The organism is Rhizobium sp. S163, from assembly GCF_030380805.1.
Lineage (GTDB): Bacteria > Pseudomonadota > Alphaproteobacteria > Rhizobiales > Rhizobiaceae > Rhizobium.
Genome location: NZ_JAUDSA010000019.1, coordinates 135,582 through 153,058 on the forward strand (window position 1 = coordinate 135,582; position 17,477 = coordinate 153,058).

The 17,477-nt window shown below is 61.9% G+C and carries 15 protein-coding genes and 1 pseudogene; 9 read left to right on the forward strand and 7 right to left on the reverse strand.

All coding sequences use genetic code 11. From position 1 onward, the window contains the following. The first annotated feature begins 194 nt into the window (after positions 1 to 194). From QTL96_RS22305 to QTL96_RS22330, 7 genes and pseudogenes are all read left to right on the forward strand, one after another. A complete protein-coding gene (locus QTL96_RS22305) occupies positions 195 to 1,277 on the forward strand; it encodes an acyltransferase (protein ID WP_289729243.1) in 1,083 nt (360 codons plus the stop codon). Positions 1,278 to 1,280: 3 nt separating this feature from the next. Continuing rightward, the gene (locus QTL96_RS22310) at positions 1,281 to 2,087 is read left to right on the forward strand and encodes a glycoside hydrolase family 16 protein (RefSeq protein ID WP_289729244.1); all 807 of its coding nucleotides are present in this window, start codon (positions 1,281 to 1,283) and stop codon (positions 2,085 to 2,087) included. Positions 2,088 to 2,122: 35 nt separating this feature from the next. Continuing rightward, a pseudogene (locus tag QTL96_RS31290) lies at positions 2,123 to 3,253 on the forward strand (glycosyl transferase); the annotation flags it as partial. Between the two features lie 75 nt (positions 3,254 to 3,328). Beyond that, on the forward strand, positions 3,329 to 4,327 hold the full coding sequence (locus QTL96_RS22315) for a glycosyltransferase family 2 protein (protein WP_026282735.1): 999 nt from the start codon (positions 3,329 to 3,331) through the stop codon (positions 4,325 to 4,327). Between the two features lie 56 nt (positions 4,328 to 4,383). Beyond that, a complete protein-coding gene (locus QTL96_RS22320; RefSeq protein WP_289729288.1) occupies positions 4,384 to 5,295 on the forward strand; it encodes a glycosyltransferase family 2 protein in 912 nt (303 codons plus the stop codon). After that, on the forward strand, positions 5,292 to 6,299 hold the full coding sequence (locus QTL96_RS22325; RefSeq protein WP_112980730.1) for a glycosyltransferase family 2 protein: 1,008 nt from the start codon (positions 5,292 to 5,294) through the stop codon (positions 6,297 to 6,299). Before QTL96_RS22320 ends, QTL96_RS22325 begins: the two co-directional genes overlap by 4 nt. A gap of 4 nt (positions 6,300 to 6,303) precedes the next feature. Then, positions 6,304 to 8,661, forward strand: coding sequence for a polysaccharide biosynthesis tyrosine autokinase (locus QTL96_RS22330; RefSeq protein WP_113199463.1), 2,358 nt, complete (start codon positions 6,304 to 6,306; stop codon positions 8,659 to 8,661). Here the strand turns inward: QTL96_RS22330 and QTL96_RS22335 are convergent, their stop codons facing one another. From QTL96_RS22335 to QTL96_RS22355, 5 genes are all read right to left on the reverse strand, one after another. Beyond that, entirely contained in the window at positions 8,662 to 9,399 is a 738-nt protein-coding gene (locus QTL96_RS22335; RefSeq protein ID WP_113008374.1) for a metallophosphoesterase, read from the reverse strand. 272 nt (positions 9,400 to 9,671) lie between these two features. Beyond that, positions 9,672 to 10,139: an Rrf2 family transcriptional regulator gene (locus QTL96_RS22340; RefSeq protein ID WP_111564083.1), complete on the reverse strand. Its 468-nt coding sequence runs from the start codon at positions 10,137 to 10,139 to the stop codon at positions 9,672 to 9,674. A gap of 114 nt (positions 10,140 to 10,253) precedes the next feature. Next, entirely contained in the window at positions 10,254 to 10,526 is a 273-nt protein-coding gene (locus tag QTL96_RS22345) for a hypothetical protein (protein ID WP_289729245.1), read from the reverse strand. Between the two features lie 29 nt (positions 10,527 to 10,555). Beyond that, the gene (locus tag QTL96_RS22350) at positions 10,556 to 10,687 is read right to left on the reverse strand and encodes a hypothetical protein (RefSeq protein WP_289729246.1); all 132 of its coding nucleotides are present in this window, start codon (positions 10,685 to 10,687) and stop codon (positions 10,556 to 10,558) included. A 150-nt stretch (positions 10,688 to 10,837) separates the two neighbouring features. Further along, on the reverse strand, positions 10,838 to 12,889 hold the full coding sequence (locus QTL96_RS22355) for an NAD(+) synthase (RefSeq protein ID WP_289729247.1): 2,052 nt from the start codon (positions 12,887 to 12,889) through the stop codon (positions 10,838 to 10,840). 269 nt (positions 12,890 to 13,158) lie between these two features. On the opposite strand from QTL96_RS22355, the gene QTL96_RS22360 reads away from it, so the two are divergent. Then, positions 13,159 to 14,247 carry an NAD/NADP transhydrogenase subunit alpha gene (locus tag QTL96_RS22360; protein ID WP_289729248.1) on the forward strand — a complete coding sequence of 363 codons (1,089 nt, stop codon included), beginning with the start codon at positions 13,159 to 13,161 and terminating at the stop codon, positions 14,245 to 14,247. A gap of 342 nt (positions 14,248 to 14,589) precedes the next feature. Then, positions 14,590 to 15,630 carry a porin gene (locus tag QTL96_RS22365; RefSeq protein WP_113199458.1) on the forward strand — a complete coding sequence of 347 codons (1,041 nt, stop codon included), beginning with the start codon at positions 14,590 to 14,592 and terminating at the stop codon, positions 15,628 to 15,630. Positions 15,631 to 15,793: 163 nt separating this feature from the next. Here QTL96_RS22365 and QTL96_RS22370 read toward each other — a convergent pair whose 3' ends face one another. Together QTL96_RS22370 and QTL96_RS22375 are read right to left on the reverse strand one after the other, a co-directional pair. After that, entirely contained in the window at positions 15,794 to 16,282 is a 489-nt protein-coding gene (locus tag QTL96_RS22370) for an Rrf2 family transcriptional regulator (protein WP_112945304.1), read from the reverse strand. 160 nt (positions 16,283 to 16,442) lie between these two features. Then, on the reverse strand, positions 16,443 to 17,471 hold the full coding sequence (locus QTL96_RS22375; protein WP_113199456.1) for a CorA family divalent cation transporter: 1,029 nt from the start codon (positions 17,469 to 17,471) through the stop codon (positions 16,443 to 16,445). Between the last annotated feature and the right edge of the window lie 6 nt (positions 17,472 to 17,477).

Below are 17,477 nucleotides of genomic sequence, written 5' to 3' on the forward strand. Positions count from 1 at the left end.
GTATCCGTTACGAAACGGCGTGATCGATCACTTTTGCTGCAGTGCCATATTTTCTTCCGTGAATTCGCCCTAACTTCCCTCGCTGCGAGCTGAAGTCTGCTCTGATTGAAACGGTTGCAAAGGGGAGCTGCGACCCAAAAGGGGTGACTGACAACGTGAATGTTGATACCAACGTGTCCTCACGGATCAACCTGATGCGGATTGTGCTCATTTCGGGCATCGTCTTCGTACACATACCATTCAGCGACCAGACCAGTCCCTTCGTCGGGACCTACGGCGCCTTCGATTGGCTGAGAGTATTCCTGGCGGAAGCGCTGTTCAGGGTGGGTGTGCCCTGCCTGAGTGCGATTTCCGGCTATCTCCTGTTCCGTGGCGGCCTGGAGAATTTCAGCTACCTGAAAACGGTACGCACGAAATCCAAGACCGTGCTGCTGCCATTCCTCTTGTGGAACGGCCTGTTCTTCCTCGCGATCCTGGTGGCGCTCGGCGTCGGCCTTGGCGACGGATACGTGCCGAACCCGTGGCAAGCCTCGGCGCGCGAGCTGATGACCCAGCTCTTCGCGGTCGAGGACTTCCCGGTCAACGTGCCGCTCTATTTCCTGCGCGATCTCTTCGTCTGCATCCTGCTGTCGCCGCTGCTGGCATGGCTGATCCGCCATGCGCCGCTTCTGACGCTGTCGGTGCTGCTCGTGGTCGCCGTGGTGCCGGAGGCATCGCTCTATGTCGTCCTGAAGCGCTCCATCCTCTTCTCGTTCAGCCTCGGCATCTATATCGGCCTGAACAAGATCGACCTGAAGGCGCTCGACCGCTTCGCCACGCTTGGCGCGGTCCTCCTGCTCGCCAGTTGCGCGGCGCTTGCCACCGTCATCTACATGACCGGACCGAGCCTGCCGGATTGGGTGCAGTTCCTGCGCAACACGCTCGCCATCTTCGGCGCGCTCGGCTTCTGGCTCTTGTCGGCGCCGCTTATCGAAACACAGATCGGCCAGCGGCTGTCGAAAACAGGCAGCCTGAGCTTCTGGATTTTCTGCAGCCACTATCCGCTGCTGATCTTCATGTGGATCGTCTGGGGCAAATCGGGCGTCAGCTTCTACCCGGCCTTCTTCATTCTCTCGCTGGCGATCCTGTTCCCGTTCCTGGCCTTCTCGAACAATCTCTGCCGCAAGATCGCCCCTCGCCTCTACGCCGTCATGACCGGCGCGCGGGCCAAGAAGCCCTATGACAAGCCGGTTTCCGCGGGCGCGGCTCCTTCCAAACTCGCTACACAGCAAAGGTGACACATGACGACCAAAATCGCCCATGCGCGAAAGCTTTGCCCCACACTCGGCATTATCGGCACGCTCCTCATCGGCGCCTCCTCGGCTTTCGCCCAGCAGGCAGCCCAGCAACCGGGCAGTGCCTCCTTCGTGGAGAACTTCGATAAGCTCGACCGTAGCATCTGGTACATCTCCGACGGCTGGAACAACGGCCCACATCAGAACTGTACCTGGTCGAAAAACCAGGTGAAGGTCGAAGGCGGCGCGTTGCAGCTCTCCTTCGCCGAGGGTCAGTCGAAGGACCGCAGCTATCTCTGCGGCGAGATCCAGACCAAGAAGCGCTTCGGCTACGGCACCTATGAGGCCCGCATGAAGGCGGCCACCGGGTCCGGCCTGAACTCGGCCTTCTTCACCTATATCGGCCCGGCCGACAAGCAGCCGCACGACGAGATCGACTTCGAGGTCCTCGGCAAGAATTCCGGCCAGGTTCAGGTCAACCAGTACATCAAGGCCAAGGGCGGCAATGAGAAGCTGGTTCCGATCGGCGCCAACGCCGATGACGGCTTCAACGACTACGCCTTCGTCTGGGAGCCCGGCCGGCTGCGCTATTATCTGAACGGCAAGCTCGTCCAGGATGTCACCGATCCCGCAAAGATCCCCGACAGCCAGCAGAAGATTTTCTTCAGCCTCTGGGGCACCGACACGCTGAAGGATTGGATGGGCAAGTTCGCCTACACCAAGCCGACATCGCTGGAAGTCGACCGCTTCGCCTACACGGCCCCCGGCGACAAGTGCCAGTTCCCTGAATCGATCGCATGCACGCTGAATTGACCGGCGCCGAAGGCGCGCAAATGACAAGGAGTGCCATGCTCAAAGTCCTGTATCTCGTGCATGATCTGGCGGATCCCGCCGTCCGGCGGCGGGTGCTGATGCTGCGCGAGGGCGGCGCGGAGGTGACGCTGGCCGGCTTTAGGCGCGGCGAAAACCGTCTCGCCGAAGTGCACGGCATCACGCCGATCGAGCTTGGCCGCACCGCCGACGCCAAGTTCGCGCAGCGCATCGGCGCTGTCGTAAAGGCAATGAGCGGGCTGAAAGGCCTGCTGAATAGCGTCGACAAGCCCGACGTCATCATCGGCCGCAATCTCGAGGCGCTCGCGGTCGCCGATCGCGCCAATGCGATGTTCGGCGGCGATGTGCCCGTCGTCTACGAATGCCTCGACATTCACCGGCTGCTCTCGCGCAACGACATGGTCGGCAAGATCATGCGCGGCGCCGAAGCCCGTTTCGGCCGCAACGCCCGGCTGATCATGACGAGCTCCCCCGCCTTCATCGAACACCACTTCGCACCGCGCTCCGGCATCAAGGCTGAGACGCTGCTGATCGAAAACAAGGTCATATCGATCGACCAGACGGTGCAGCCGACGATCGCCCGCCCTCTGAAGCAGCCCGGCCAGCCCTGGAAGATCGGCTGGTTCGGCGCGCTCCGTTGCAGGAAGTCGCTGACCATGCTCGCCGAGTTCTCCCGCCTCATGGAAGGTCGCGTCGAGATCGTGCTGCGCGGCCGCCCCGCCTATTCCGAATTCGAGGATTTCGACGGCTTCGTCGCCAGCGAACCCTATCTCCGCTTCGAAGGCCCCTACAGGAACCCCGAGGATTTGAGGGCGATCTACGACGGCGTCCATTTCTCCTGGGCGATCGACTTCTTCGAGGAAGGCCTGAATTCCAGCTGGCTGCTGCCGAACCGGCTCTACGAGGGATGCCTCTACGGCACCGTTCCGATCGCGCTCGAAGGCACGCAGACCGCGCGCTTCCTGCGCGAAAAATCAATCGGCCTTGCCCTTCCGGATGCAAGCCCGGCAGCACTGCGCGCGCTGTTCGAAACCATGACCGGCGAGCGCTACCATGCGCTGAGCGACGCCGTCGCCTTGACCGATCAGAAAACCTGGCTTGCCGACCGCAGCGACTGCGAAGCGCTCGTCGCCAGCCTTTCCCGCCTTGTGCCTGCTGCCGTCGAGAGGGGCGACAGCAGTGCATCCGCACCGAAAACCGTATCTCCAGAAGGGTGGACAACCATGCAGCCTGATGCCAGTTCCAGCGTCTCCAGTCTCATAATCATCCCTTGCTTGAACGAAGAGAAGCACATCGAGCCGCTGCTCGCTAAGCTGAGCCGCGAAATCGATCACATGAACGCCAAGATCGTCGTCGCCGACGGCGGCAGCAAGGATGCGACGCGCGAGATCGTCGCCCGCATCAGCATGTCCGATCCGCGCATCGTGCTCCTCGACAATCCCCGCCGCCTGCAGAGCGCCGCCACCAATCTGGCCGTCGCCACCTTCGGCCGCGACTACGACTATCTCATCCGCATCGACGCCCATGGCGATTATCCCGACGATTATTGCCGTCGCCTCGTCGAGGAAGCCGTCGCGACCCAGGCCGATTCCGTGGTCGTGTCCATGGAAACGGTCGGCTTCGGCATGTTCCAGAAGGCCACCGCCTTCGCCCAGAACTCCAAGCTCGGCAATGGCGGCTCGAAGCACCGCGAGGGTGCCAAGGGCCATTGGACCAACCACGGCCACCACGCCCTGATGCGCATCGCCGCCTTCGAGGCCGTTGGCGGCTACGACGAGACCTTCAGCCACAATGAAGACGCCGAGCTCGACTACCGCCTGAAGAAGGCCGGCTTCGGCATCTGGATGACTGACAAGACCCGCATGGTCTATTACCCGCGCTCCAGCGTCGCCACGCTGTTCAGGCAATATCTCGGCTATGGCCGCGGCCGCGCCAAGAACATCCTGAAGCATGGCAGCATGCCGAATGTTCGCCAGATGCTGCCGCTTCTGGTCGTCCCCGTCTTCATCGGCGCATTTCTGGCCGTGGTGAACTGGGCCGCCGTCATTCCGTTCAGCCTCTGGGCAGTCGCCTGCGTCGGCTACGGTTTCTGGATGGCGATCGGCCAGCGCAACCCCTACGGCCCGCTGGCCGCCGTATCGGCCATGGTGATGCACTTCGCCTGGTCGGCCGGTTTCTGGATGGAACTCCTCAGCTTCCGCGGCAGAAAGGTGGCGTCGTGAACCAGCCCCCAGAGCACACTGAGAAACAGCAGACGAAAAAACAGCAGACGAGACAATTGCAGATCGACATCGGCATCTGCACCTATCGCCGCGCTTCGCTCGACGAAGCGCTGCTGTCGCTGGCCGTCCTCGAAGTCCCTCCCGGCTCGCGCCTGCGCATCATCGTCGCCGATAACGACAAGACGCCGAGCGCCAGGGAGCGCGTCGAGGCACTTCGTCCGCGCATCGCCCACGAAATCGCCTATGTGCATTGCCCGGCATCGAACATCTCGATCGCCCGCAACGCCTGCCTCGATAACGCCACCGGCGATTTCCTGGCTTTCATCGACGACGACGAGGATGCCAGCGAGGATTGGCTGGTCGAGCTCCTCTCGACTGCCCGATCAACCAAGGCCGACGCCGTTCTCGGACCTGTCCGCAGTGTATACGCGGACACCGCACCACGCTGGATGCGGGTCGGCGATTTCCATTCGACGCTGCCCGTCTGGGTCAACGGCGAAATCCGCACCGGCTACACCTGCAACGTCCTGCTGCGCCTCTCCTCGCCAAGCCTTGCCGGCCGCCGCTTCAATCTCGCGCTCGGCCATACCGGTGGAGAAGACACGGAATTCTTCAGCCACATGCATGAGGCCGGCGGCAAGATCGCCTTTGCCGAGAAGGCCTATGTCTACGAGCCCGTGACCGAAAATCGCGCCGATCTCTCCTGGCTCGCCAAGCGCCGCTTCCGCTTCGGCCAGACGCACGGACGGCTGCTGCAGGAGACGGGTTCCGGTGGCCTCAACCGGCCGAAGCAGATCGCGCTTGCCGCTGCAAAGGCCGGCTTCTGCTACGCTGCCGCCCTCGCCTGCGTCTTCTCGGCCGTGCCGCGCTACCGCTACGCCCTTCGCGGCGTCATGCATTCCGGCGTCGTCAGCGGCCTGCTCGGCGTGCGCGAAATCCGCCAGTACGGAACGGCGGAGGCCGCATGAAGCAAGACATGCCCGACGTCAGCTTTATCATCGCCGCTTATAATGCGGCGGCGACGCTCGGAAAGGCGATCGACAGCGCGCTTGCCCAGCGCGGCGTCACGGTCGAGGTCATCGTCGCCGACGACTGTTCGGCCGATGAAACCAGGGCGATCGCGGAAAGCTATGCCGACCGCAACGTCCGGCTGATCGCGCTCGCCCGTAACGGCGGGCCATCAGCGGCGCGCAACGCCGCGATCTCGGCCGCCACCGGCCGCTGGCTGGCGGTGCTCGATTCAGACGACACGGTCGATCCCGACCGGCTGCGCCGGATGATTGATCGTGCCGAAAAGGCCGGCGCCGAAATCGCCGTCGACAATCTGCGTGTCATCAGGACCGACGGCACGCCGGCCGAAACCATGTTCGCCGAGGACGCGCTGGCGCAAATGCCGACGCTCACGCTTTCCGCCTTCATTCGCTCCAACGCCCTTTTTCAAACCACCCATAATTTCGGCTATCTGAAGCCGATCTTTCAGCGCGCCTTCATCGAAAGCCATGCCCTTCGCTTCGACGAAAGCCTGAAGATCGGCGAGGACTATCTCTATCTCGCCAGCGCTATGGCGCTCGGCGGGCGCTGCGTTTTCGAGCCGCTTGCCGGTTACGACTATAATATCCGCGAAGGATCGATCTCCCGCGTTCTTTCGCTTCACCACATCGACGCCATGATCGAAGGGGATAAGACCTTCCTTCGCAATCACACGCTGGATGCGGAAGCAGCAGCCGCCCAGGATTTCAGGGCAAAAAGCCTGCTTCGGGGAAGAGCCTTCCTCGTTCTCGTCCAGAATATCAAAGACCGGTCGATCCTCGGAACGATCAGGACAGCCTGGGGCACCCCATCCGCTGTCGGGCATCTCAGCATGCCCATCGCAGCACGGGCCAACCGCGTTATCGCGTCGCTCCGCAAACTGATTGGCCCGCAGGCCGACCTCACAGCCATCGATGGCACGACCCGTTCCCGCAAAGGATAGAGCCATGAACCAACGGAACCTCACCTTGCACAGCTCTCTGCCAAAAGCGCCCGACGACTCCGATTCCTTCATCGACATCGATCGCCTGATCGCGATCCTGATGCGCCGCGTCGGCTCGATCGCGCTCTGCGTCGGGGTGACAGTGACGCTGGCGGTGATCTACCTTCTGTTCTCCACGTCGCAATATACGTCAATGACGCAGATTCTGCTCGATGACAGCATGACCAAGTATGCGCAGGACGCCACGCCGGTGGCGAACTCGCAGCAGGTCGACATGCAGATCGCCAGCGCGGTCGAAATCCTGAAGTCCAATCAGCTCGCTCTGCGCGTCGTCGATGCCGAGAACCTGCAGGACAACGCCACGATCCTCGATCCGCCCGCCTCCCCTGTTGGCCTGATCAAGTCGGGCGTCAAGCTGCTCGCCAGCGCCGTCCTTCCCGGCCGTCCTCCGGTTTCCGAAGACGACGCCCGCGCCGGCCGCCGCCAGAAGGCCGCCGCCCTCATTCAGGAAGCCGTCGCTGTCTCGCGCGTCAACCGAAGCGCGGTTCTCGCCGTTTCGTTCCGCTCGACCGACAAGCTCCTCGCCGCCCGCATCACCAAGGCCTATGCGACCGCTTATCTGAGCGACCAGCTGAACGCCAACTTCGACGCCACCGAAAGCGCCTCCGTCTGGCTGCAGCAGCGCCTGACCGACCTGCGCGAACGTTCGCAGCAGGCAGCGCTTGAGGCCGCCAATTTCAAGGCGAAGAACGGCCTGACCTCGGCCAATGGCGAGCTCATGTCCGAGCAGCAGTTGGCCGACCTCACCAAGCAGCTGATCGTCGCCCAATCGGACGCTGCCAGCACCTCGGCCCGCTACAACCAGTTCAAGCAGATCATCGATCTCGGCCCCGAGGGCGCAGTCAACAACGCCGCCATCTCTTCCGGCCAGGCCAACAATTCCGTTATCCAGGATCTGCGTACGCGCTACATCAATGTCAGCAAGCGCGAGCAGGAAGTGACGACGAACTTCGGCGCCGATCATCCGCAGGCGGTCGCACTCCGCTCGGAAAAGGAAGATCTGACCCGCCAGATCTTCCAGGAACTGCAGCAGCTCGCCTCGAACGCCCGCAACGAATTCGAAGTCGCCCGCTCGCGCGAAGCATCGCTGCGCCAGAACATCGACCACCTGACCGGCAAGAACTCGGAGGCCGATAAGTCCATCGTTCAGCTGAACGATCTCGAACAGCGCGCATCGGCACTGAAGACGCTCTACGAATCCTACCTCGGCAAGTATGAAGAGGCCTCGCAGCAGCAGTCCTTCCCGATCGCCAAGGCGCGTGTGATCTCCGAAGCCGGCATCCCGGTCTCGCCGTCCAGCCCGAAGCGGACGATGACGCTCGGTCTCGCCATCGTTCTCGGCCTGATGGCCGGCGGCGGCCTAGTCGTGTTCCAGGAATTCCGCGAACGCTTCTTCCGCGTCGAGGGCGATGTCCGCACCATTCTCGGCCTGAAGTTCCTGGGCTACCTGCCGCTGGTCGGCAAGCCGCCGCGTGAACGCAAGATCTTCCGAAACCCGAGCCAGCTCGCCCCCGAGCCCGGAGATCCTGTCGGTGACGACGGCGCGACTTTCGAGCGTATCATGCGTGTCGTCTTGGAAGCGCCGCGCTCGGTCTTCGCCGAAACGCTCCGCAACGCCAAGCTTGCCAGCGACGTCATGTTCCAGGGTCGCTCCGACCGCGTCATCGGCGTCGTCTCGGCTATGCCGGGCGAAGGCAAGTCGACGACGGCCGCAAACTTCGCGGCACTGCTCGCCTCAAGCGGCAAGCGCACGCTCCTCATCGACGCCGACCTTCGCAATCCGGGCCTGACCCGCATGCTGAAGACGCCGCCGCAGCATGGCCTCGTCGAAGCCGTTCTGGGTGAAATCCCGTGGGCCGGCGCCGTTAAGGTCGACCCGGCCAGCAAGCTCGCGATCCTGCCCGTCGTCTCCAATGACAACCTGATGCACACCAGCGAACTGCTGGCCTCGCAGGGCATGTTCAACCTGATGGAAGCTGCACGCAAGATGTTCGACTACATCGTCGTCGACCTTGCGCCGCTCGGCCCCGTCATCGATGCCAAGGCCTTCGCGCCGCAGGTCGATGGCTTCCTGTTCGTCACCGAATGGGGTGAGACGCCCACCAACCTAGTGCGCGATGTCCTGAACGCCGAGCCGCAGATCAAGTCGAAGATCCTTGGTGTGATCCTCAACAAGACCGACATGGCCGAACTCGGCAAGTTCACCAACTTCGGCGGCACCGAGCGTTACCGCCACAAATACACGAGCTACTACACCGAAGAGACGCCGAAGATGCGGGAAACCGCTGAAGCGGATGCCTGATTAGGTCGAGAACAGGCGCACCTCGCCCTGCCACAACCGCGCGACAGTCAACCTGTCGCTGCGGTAGGCGCCGGTGTCGAGGTTGAGCCGCATCTCCTGCACGTCGGGCTGATCGACCGGCGTGTGCCCGTGCACGACGAGCTTCGGCAGCGGCAGATCGCTTTCGATGAAGCGGTGGCGGATGAAGACCAGATCGTCATCCTGCTGATTGTCGATCGACCGCGCCGGATCGATGCCGGCATGCACGAAAAGCACCGCCGGCGTGTCGATCATGATCGGCAGCGCGCGCAGGAAGTCGATATGCGCCTTCGGCAAAGAATCGCGAATGAAGGCATCGCGCTTCGACGCCGTGCGAAACAGCCCCGGCATCTGGTTCGGATCGATGCCGTAGGAATGCAGCAGCGCATCCGCACCGGTCATCATCCAGCTGTCATACGACATCTTGCCGTCGAGATAGTCGAGCATCATCATTTCATGATTGCCCGTCAGGCTGATGCGATCGAAATCCTCGGGCACCGGCTGCATCAGGTGCGAAATCACCTGCGCCGAGGCCGGCCCGCGATCGATATAGTCACCGAGCGTGATGATGAGCTTGCGCCCCGGCAGGCGCGATGCATCGTCGAAAATCGCCTGCTCGGCCTGTCGCAAGAGATCGAGCCTGCCGTGAATGTCCCCAATCGCGTAGATCGGCATATCGCCGGGATCGAGCTGGAGCCGTGTGCGAGGGTTCGACGGCATATGGTACCTCATGCTGCATAATGTCATGGGTCGCGGAGGCTGCGCCTTTCATCAGGCAGCGGCAAACACGACCCAAGACAGCGCCCACGCGGGCAATGGAATGTCAGTAGCACTCTTACTTCTTAAAAAACACGCGCTATCTTCGCGCAGCCACCCCGCGAAGACCATCCCCTCACCATATAGTGAGTATCCTATGAATCGGCAGCACGGTCATGGGACAGGTCGTATGGCCGAAATCATAGAAACCGGGGTATGCTACGAAACGCCGTCGCTCAGGCGACCGACATCGGCACCGTCTCGTCGCTCTCGGTCCACTTGTTGTTGTTGCCGGATGCGACGAACTGCTCGAGCGTCATGTTGTCGAGGATATCGGCAATCGCGTCGCGCACATCGGTCATCGACCGGCGCACCTGACAGGTCTCGGGATCGGAACAGTCGTCGCAGGCTTCGAACGCGGTGCGGCTTGCGCAGCGGATCGGCGCCAGCGGACCATCGAGCGTGCGGATCACATGACCGATGCGGATTTCGGACGCCGGACGCGACAGCGAATAGCCACCGCCCGGCCCCTTCTTCGAGCGAAGGATGCCGACATTGCGCAATTCGAGAAGGATGGTGTCGAGGAACTTCTTCGGAATATTGTTGCGGGCCGCCACATCGTTGATGAACGCCGTTTCGCCCGGTGCGAGCCGTGCGAGATCAACCAATGCCTTCAGGCCGTATTTTCCTTTTTTTGTCAGCATTTCCGAATACCTTAAGCTCCTCGCGTGATCCCCTGTAGCGCAGGGAATAGCGCTGAATCTGTCCAGAGACAACAAATGACATCGTTTATAGAGTTTATATGGCGAAGTGTTGCCCTATGGCCCCTCGGAAGACGGCTTATTTGCAGCTGGAGGTGACGTCGCGGCGCCCGGATCAGGTCCATCGCTCTTGAAAACGGCAAAAGCAAGCGCAATCATCACCACGACGAAGATCGCCGCACCGATAAGCGCCCAGACCGAAAGCCTGCGGCCTTCGCTGAGCATGCGCTCTTCCCTGTCATCCAGGCGACCCGGCCGTTCGGTAGCCTGATCCGCCGAGCCTTGATCTGTCCGGCGTTGATCCGTCAGGCGATCGTCATGATCTGCCATATCGCATCTCCATCAGGTTCCGCCGGTCGTCAGATCAACGGATCACGACCCTGCGCGATACTCCGGTTGAGCTCCTCGGCGATATCGCGCGCGTCATCCCTGGAAAGCCCGACCAGGTCGCGTCCATTGCTTGCCGCCGGCAGCGCGGTCATCGAATCCACGACCGTCCACCGCCCCGAGGGCTCGCGCCGAATCTCGTAACGCAACGGTTCGTCAGGACCATCACACTCCACGAGCATCTACCTCCGTAAGCTATGCTCTCTTATGTGTGCCACAGGCAGGCTTCGGCAAGGATGCCGCCGCCAACTCCGTCAGTTCACGACGTCGGGAACGTTGGCCTTCAGTTCCTTGATCCAGACCCGCGCATTGCCATCGGAAGGCGCGCGCCAGTCGCCGCGTGGCGAAAGCGAACCGCCCGATGTGACCTTCGGCCCGTTCGGCGAGGCCGAGCGCTTGAACTGGCTGATCGTGAAGAATCGGAATAGAAACGTTTCCATCCACTTCTTGATCACCGGAAGATCGAAGGCGCGGCGCTTGTCCTCGGGGAAATGCGGCGGCCAGACACCGGCGTCGACATCCTTCCATGCGGAATAAGCGAGGAAAGCCACCTTCGACGGCCGCAGCCCGAACCGGGTGGTGTAGAACAGCGCGAAGTCGTGCAGATCATATGGACCGATCTTGTCTTCGGTGCTCTGCATCACGCCGTTCTCGTCGGCGGGAACGAGCTCCGGCGAGATCAGCGTGCCGAGAATGCGCTCCAGCGTGGCCTTCGCGTCGGCATCGAAATCGCCGGTGCGGATGACCCAGCGGATGAGATGCTGGATCAGCGTCTTCGGCACGGAGGCGTTGACATTATAATGGCTCATCTGGTCGCCGACCCCATAGGTCGACCACCCCAGTCCGATTTCCGACAGGTCGCCCGTGCCAAGCACCAGCGCGTTGCGCTGGTTGGCCGCGCGGAACAGGAAGTCGGTGCGCAGGCCCGCCTGCACGTTTTCGAACGTTACGTCATAGACCGGCTGCCCGCCGGAGAACGGATGCTTGAGGTCGCGCAGCAGCTGCAGCGCCAGCGGCTTGATATCGATCTCTTCCGCCGTCACTCCGATGCCGCGCATCAGCGCCCAGGCATTCGACTTGGTCTCGTCGCCGGTGGCAAAGCCCGGCATGGTGAAGCACAAGATATCGGAGCGCGGCCAGCCGAGCTTGTCGTATGCCCGCGCCGCCACCAGAAGTGCATGCGTCGAATCAAGCCCGCCCGAGATGCCCAGGCAAAGCCGCTTGATCCCCGTCGAGCGCAGACGCTTCATCAAGCCCTGCACCTGGATGTTGAAGGTCTCGTAGCAATCCTGATCCAGCCGGCTTTCATCAGCAGGCACGAACGGAAAGCGCGCGACATCCCGCTCGAGCCCGATATCGCCCTGCGGCGCCTGGAACTGGAAGCCGATGCGCCGGAACGCGCGATCCGGCGTCAGGTTGAGCGTCGCGGCATCGTTGAAGGTCCCGGTGCGCAAGCGCTCCAGCCGCAGCCGCTCGACATCGATATCGGCAACGCACATCTGCGACGTCATCGGGAAACGCTCGGTCTCCGATAGCATCGAGCCAAGCTCGTAGATGCAGGCCTGTCCGTCCCACGCCAGATCCGTCGTCGATTCCCCCGGCCCGGCGGCCGAATAGATATAGGCAGACAGGCTGCGCGACGATTGCGAGGCGCAGAGCAGCTTGCGGGTTTCCGCCTTGCCGACGGTGATGTTGCTGGCCGACAGGTTGGTCAGGATAAGCGCGCCGGCAAGCGCACCGAAATCGCTCGGCGCGGCCGGCGCCCAGAGATCCTCGCAGATCTCGATATGGAAGGTGAAATCGGGCCGATCCTCGGCCGCGAATATCATGTCGATACCGAAAGGCACGCTCTCGCCGGCGACCCGGATCGTCTGGCCCCGCACCGTCCGCCCGGAGGCAAACCAGCGCTTCTCGTAGAATTCGCGATAATTGGGCAGATGCACCTTCGGCACGACGCCAAGGATGCGGCCGGCGTGAATGGCGACGGCGCAGTTATAAAGCCGCCCCTCGTGCTGCAGCGGCGCGCCCACCAGGAGAACCGGGGTCAGTGCCGCACTCGCCGCCACAATCTCGGCGATCGATGCATCCACCGCCTTCAGAAGCGCGTCCTGTCCAAGAAGGTCATCGATGGAGTAGCCCGATATGCCGAGCTCCGGAAACACCATCAGGCCAACGCCCTGCGCGTGGCCCTGTCGCGCCATATCCAGCGTCGCCTTCGAATTGAAATCAGGATCGCCTACCTCGCAGATCGGCGTGCAAGCCGCCACGCGGACAAATCCCTGATCATAGACCGAATAGAAATTCACGAATGCCTCCAGCAGCCAAGCGCTTCGCAAGGATCATTACATCCAAATGCGGCAGCGCAAAACCGCATATCCTCGCAATGCTGCCCCCTGCCGGGCTCATTCTTGCAAACTTCTGGAACGTGTCTCAACCGGAATTTTACCGTGGGTTGCACGTTCCGCGAATATATCGCGATCATCGGTGAAAAATTACAAAACTGTCATAAAACGATGAGGTCAACGCCCTATAGCGACCGCGCGCGCCCTTCGGTCTTTCACCAACAGAGTTCTGAATGCCAAACCTCGCTCCCGTCCACGCTGGACTGCTCCGGGAAACTGTGCCCGGTGAGCGGCGCGTGGCGTTGACGCCCGAGGATGTCGGCAGCCTATCGACACGCTTTTCGATCAGCTTCGAACGCGGCTGCGGCATCGCCGCGGGCTATGAGGATGAAGCCTATATCGCAGCCGGCGCACAGCCTGCCAACCGCGAAACGATCGCGCGCGACTGCAATCTTTTCGTCAGCATCCGCAAGCCGCAGGACGCGCGCGGCTTTGCCGGATCCGCGACCCTGCTCTTCCTCGGCTCCCCGCTCGACGCCAGCGAACCGGCAACCCGCGGCCTCATGCTCGACCTCGCGCGCCTCGAAGGCGTCGCGGATGCCGGCAGCATGGACGTGGCGACGCGGCAGGCGGCCATCTGCGGCCACGCCGCGGTTCTCGAAGGCGCCCGCCAACTCGGCGTCGGCCATCCGATGCTGGTCATGGATGGCTCTCAGGCGCGCCCGATCAAGATGGCGGCGCTTGGCGCCGGCGCGGCCGCCCTCCAGGCGATCGCTACCGCCCGCCGTCTCGGCGCCCTCACCCATCTTTTCGGTTTCACCGAGGGCGATCGCGAACGGGCCGAAGGACTGGGCGCGAAGTTCGTGGCGATGAACCCCTCGCTCGCTAGCGCCCACGCTTCGACAACCGACGTTCTTGTCGCAGCCAGCCGCAAGCAGCTGGCCAGCCAATTGCAGGACATGCAGCTCATCATATCGGGCGTCGGCGGCTCCACCGGGCGCGCACCTGTTTTGATTGACGACGCATCGCTCCCCCTGCTGACGGCGGGCACCGTCATCATCGATCTCGAGGCCGCCGCCGGCGGCAATTGCGCGATGACCAAGGTGAACGAAATCATCGCCCATAACGACATTAGCATTGTCGGAAAAACTACTTTAGCGAGTGTCGATGCGCACCAGTCGAGCCACCTCTTTAGCGAGGGCGTTCGCAGGATGCTGGAGCGGCTGACGACACCGGACGGCCGCCTTCAATTCGACCTTGAAGACCCGTTGACCCGCCATCTGATTGGCGAACGATTCGCTGGCGTGAGTGCTGCATCATGACCGAAGGACAACCGTAATTCGGCAATAATATTGCATTGCAGCACGATAGACGTGCATAAGCATTTCGCCATATAGTATTGAGATAGCTCGATTATTGGGATTGGGCTGCTGATGAACCGCGTTCATCGTCGTAAAAGTTGCCTTTCTGCAACACCGTCTTTTTGCATCGCAAATATAACGAATTATGACTGTATCTGTAATTGATACATTTAGACCAAAATGTAATTTGCCGGTCACGGGAACATCACGTCCCCGTGAGGGCTTGTTTAAAAATTGGGGTAGGTAGGAGCCGTTTTCGGCAGCAATAACCTGTGCCCAATCCTAAATAGATTGGACTCAACTATGACTATTCGTATGATGCTCATCAGCTCGGCAGCGGCTCTCGCCGCCGTATCGGGCGCTCAGGCTGCAGACGCTATCGTCGCTGCTGAACCGGAAGCTGTAGAATACGTTCGCGTTTGCGACGCTTACGGCACCGGCTACTTCTACATCCCGGGCACGGAAACCTGCCTCAAGGTCAGCGGTTACATCCGTACCCAGATCAACGCCGGCCCGAACGCCAGCGCAACGACCGGCAACGGCTCGACCGTCGCCAACCGTTCGGACTGGGACATGTACACCCGCGGTCAGGTTCAGTTCACCGCTAAGAGCGACACCGAATACGGCCCGCTCACCGGCGTAATCGTTCTGCAGACGAATGCTGACAACGCTTCCTCGCAGGCTGCTATCCTCGACTCCGCTTACATCGACATCGCCGGCATCCGCGCTGGTCTGTTCTACAGCTGGTGGGACGATGGTCTCTCGGGCGAAACCGATGACATCGGCTCGCCGGTCACCCTGCACAACTCGCTGCGTTACCAGTACGAAGCTGACGGCTTCTACGCTGGCATCAGCCTCGACGAGCTGGAAGACAGCCCGTACTACAACGGCGAAACCTCCAACAACTTCGGCGTTGCTGTTGGCATCGGCGGCAAGGCTGGCGCCTTCACGTACCAGATCACTGCTGGCTACGACACCGACAACGAAGCCGGCGCTGTTCGCGCTATGGGCACCGTTGCTATCGGCCCGGGCACCCTCGGCCTCGCAGGTATCTACTCCTCCGACCCGAACGCCTACTACAACAAGGCTGAGTGGGTATTCGCTGCTGAGTACGCCATCAAGGCAACCGACAAGCTGAAGATCACCCCCGGCGTTCAGTACTACGGCAACTACGGCATCGTCGCTGGCCAGTTCAACGACAACAACGACGCTTGGAAGGTTGGCGTAACGGTCGACTACCAGATCGTTGACAACCTCTATGCCAAGGCAACCGTGAACTATCTCGATCCGGACGTCGGCAACGACGTAACGACGGGCTTCTTCCGCCTGCAGCGCGCATTCTAATAAACTTCGGGCGCCACTCTTCAATCACACCGGATCCTCTGATCCGGCGTGAGCGAGGAATGGCGCCCGAATCAGGTGTTTCTGATCAGATTGACCTCCGATCAGTTTACGGAAGGTGGTTCGGTTTCCCTGCTGAGCCACCTTTTGCTATTGGCTGAATGGATTATTCCGCGGCGTCACGCCGATCGGCCGCACGTGTGCCGGCAGCATCAAGCTTGTGCCGCTCGACATCGAGGCGACGCAGCTCCGCGACGCTATCCTCGACGGTCACCGCTCCCAGCATATCGACAACCGCCTGCTCCGCCCGGTCGCAGAGATATTCGGAGAGATCGCCGATATTCTCGCCCACCAGACCCGCATGCGGAATTTCGTGGCGCGTCGCCCAGAGCTTCCGGCTTCCCGTCACCGCCGCATAAATCTCGCTGAGCAGGATTTCCTTGCTCGGCCGCGCCAGCCTGATCCCGCCCTTGCTCCCTGCTGCCGAAACGAGAATGCCGCTCTCCGTCAGCGGCGGCAGCAGCTTGCGCACGAAGCTCGCATTCGTATCGAGCCCCACCGCAAGCGACTGGCTCGTCGAGCGCACGTCGGCCTCGTCATTGACGGCGACGCTGACAACGATCTGCATCGCCGTGGAAAAACGCGTATCGATCATGCTGATCTTCAGCCTTGGTTGAAGGCAACAGGTGGCGGGGACACGGATTTACTGAGCCACACGCTGCAGCGGTAGGAGGAGTGATATTTCCCCCGAAATTGCATTGTCAATGAAGCCGATCCTAAATCACGCTTGTTTGATATCCGGCTACCACTCTTAGCTAAAGCCAGCCGATCCGTCGCAACGCCCAGAGCGTCGCGATCGACGTGATCGTCACGAAACCAACGATGACGATGAACGCCCAGGTATCGTTGACCCCGGGTATCCCGCCGACATTCATCCCGAACAGCCCGGCCACAACGCTGGGCGGCAGAAGCAGCGCCGCAAGAGCCGCCAGCCGGTTCGAATTGCGGGCGATGCGCTCGCTGATCACGGTCGACAAGTCGTCGTGCAGAATCCCCGTCCGGTCGCGGATCGCGTCGAGATATTCGATGAATCGCATCAGCTTGTCGATCACTTCCCGCAGCCTCAGCTTGTCGCGTTCGAGCAGCCAGGGCGCGTCGTCGTGCTCGATACGGTTCAGCGCATCGCGCTGCGGCGCCAGATAGCGGCGCAGCTGCACCGAACGGCGGCGCAAGAGCTTCAGGCGCTCGCGCACCTCGCTCGCCTCGCCGTGGAAGATCATCTCATCGAGCTCGTCGACCTCCTCGTCCATTCCGTCGAGAACCGGTTCGAGATCGCGCACCAGCTTCTCCCCGATCAGCGCCAGGAGATCGCCGCTGCGCTGCGGCCCCTTGCCCTTCTCCAGGGCCGCCCTGATATCGCGAAGCGCGGTGATGTAGTGGCCGCTGTCACGCAGAGACACGACGCGGTCGCCGTCGACCCAAAGATGCAGCGGCACGAGATCGAGCCCGGAATGCGGCTCCTCGGCCTCATCGGGGGCGGTGGCGCAAACGCCGCGCAGGATGATCAGAAGCCCGTCATCAACAGGCTCCACGCGCGGCCGCGTCTCCTCCTCCAGCAGCGCTTCCGCCACGAAGCTATCGAAACCGCCCTTGGCGTTCACCCATTCGGCGGCCGCCGGATGATCGCGCTCGAGGTGCAGCCAGATCACGCCATCGCCAGGCTTCCAGGCGCAGACATCGTCCATGTCGATCTGCCTGCAGCCGCCGCGCCCATCAAGGAGCAACGCGAAGCGTATCCCTGGTTCGACACCGTAGCTTGCCATCGGCGCACTCGCAGTCTTCATTGCCGG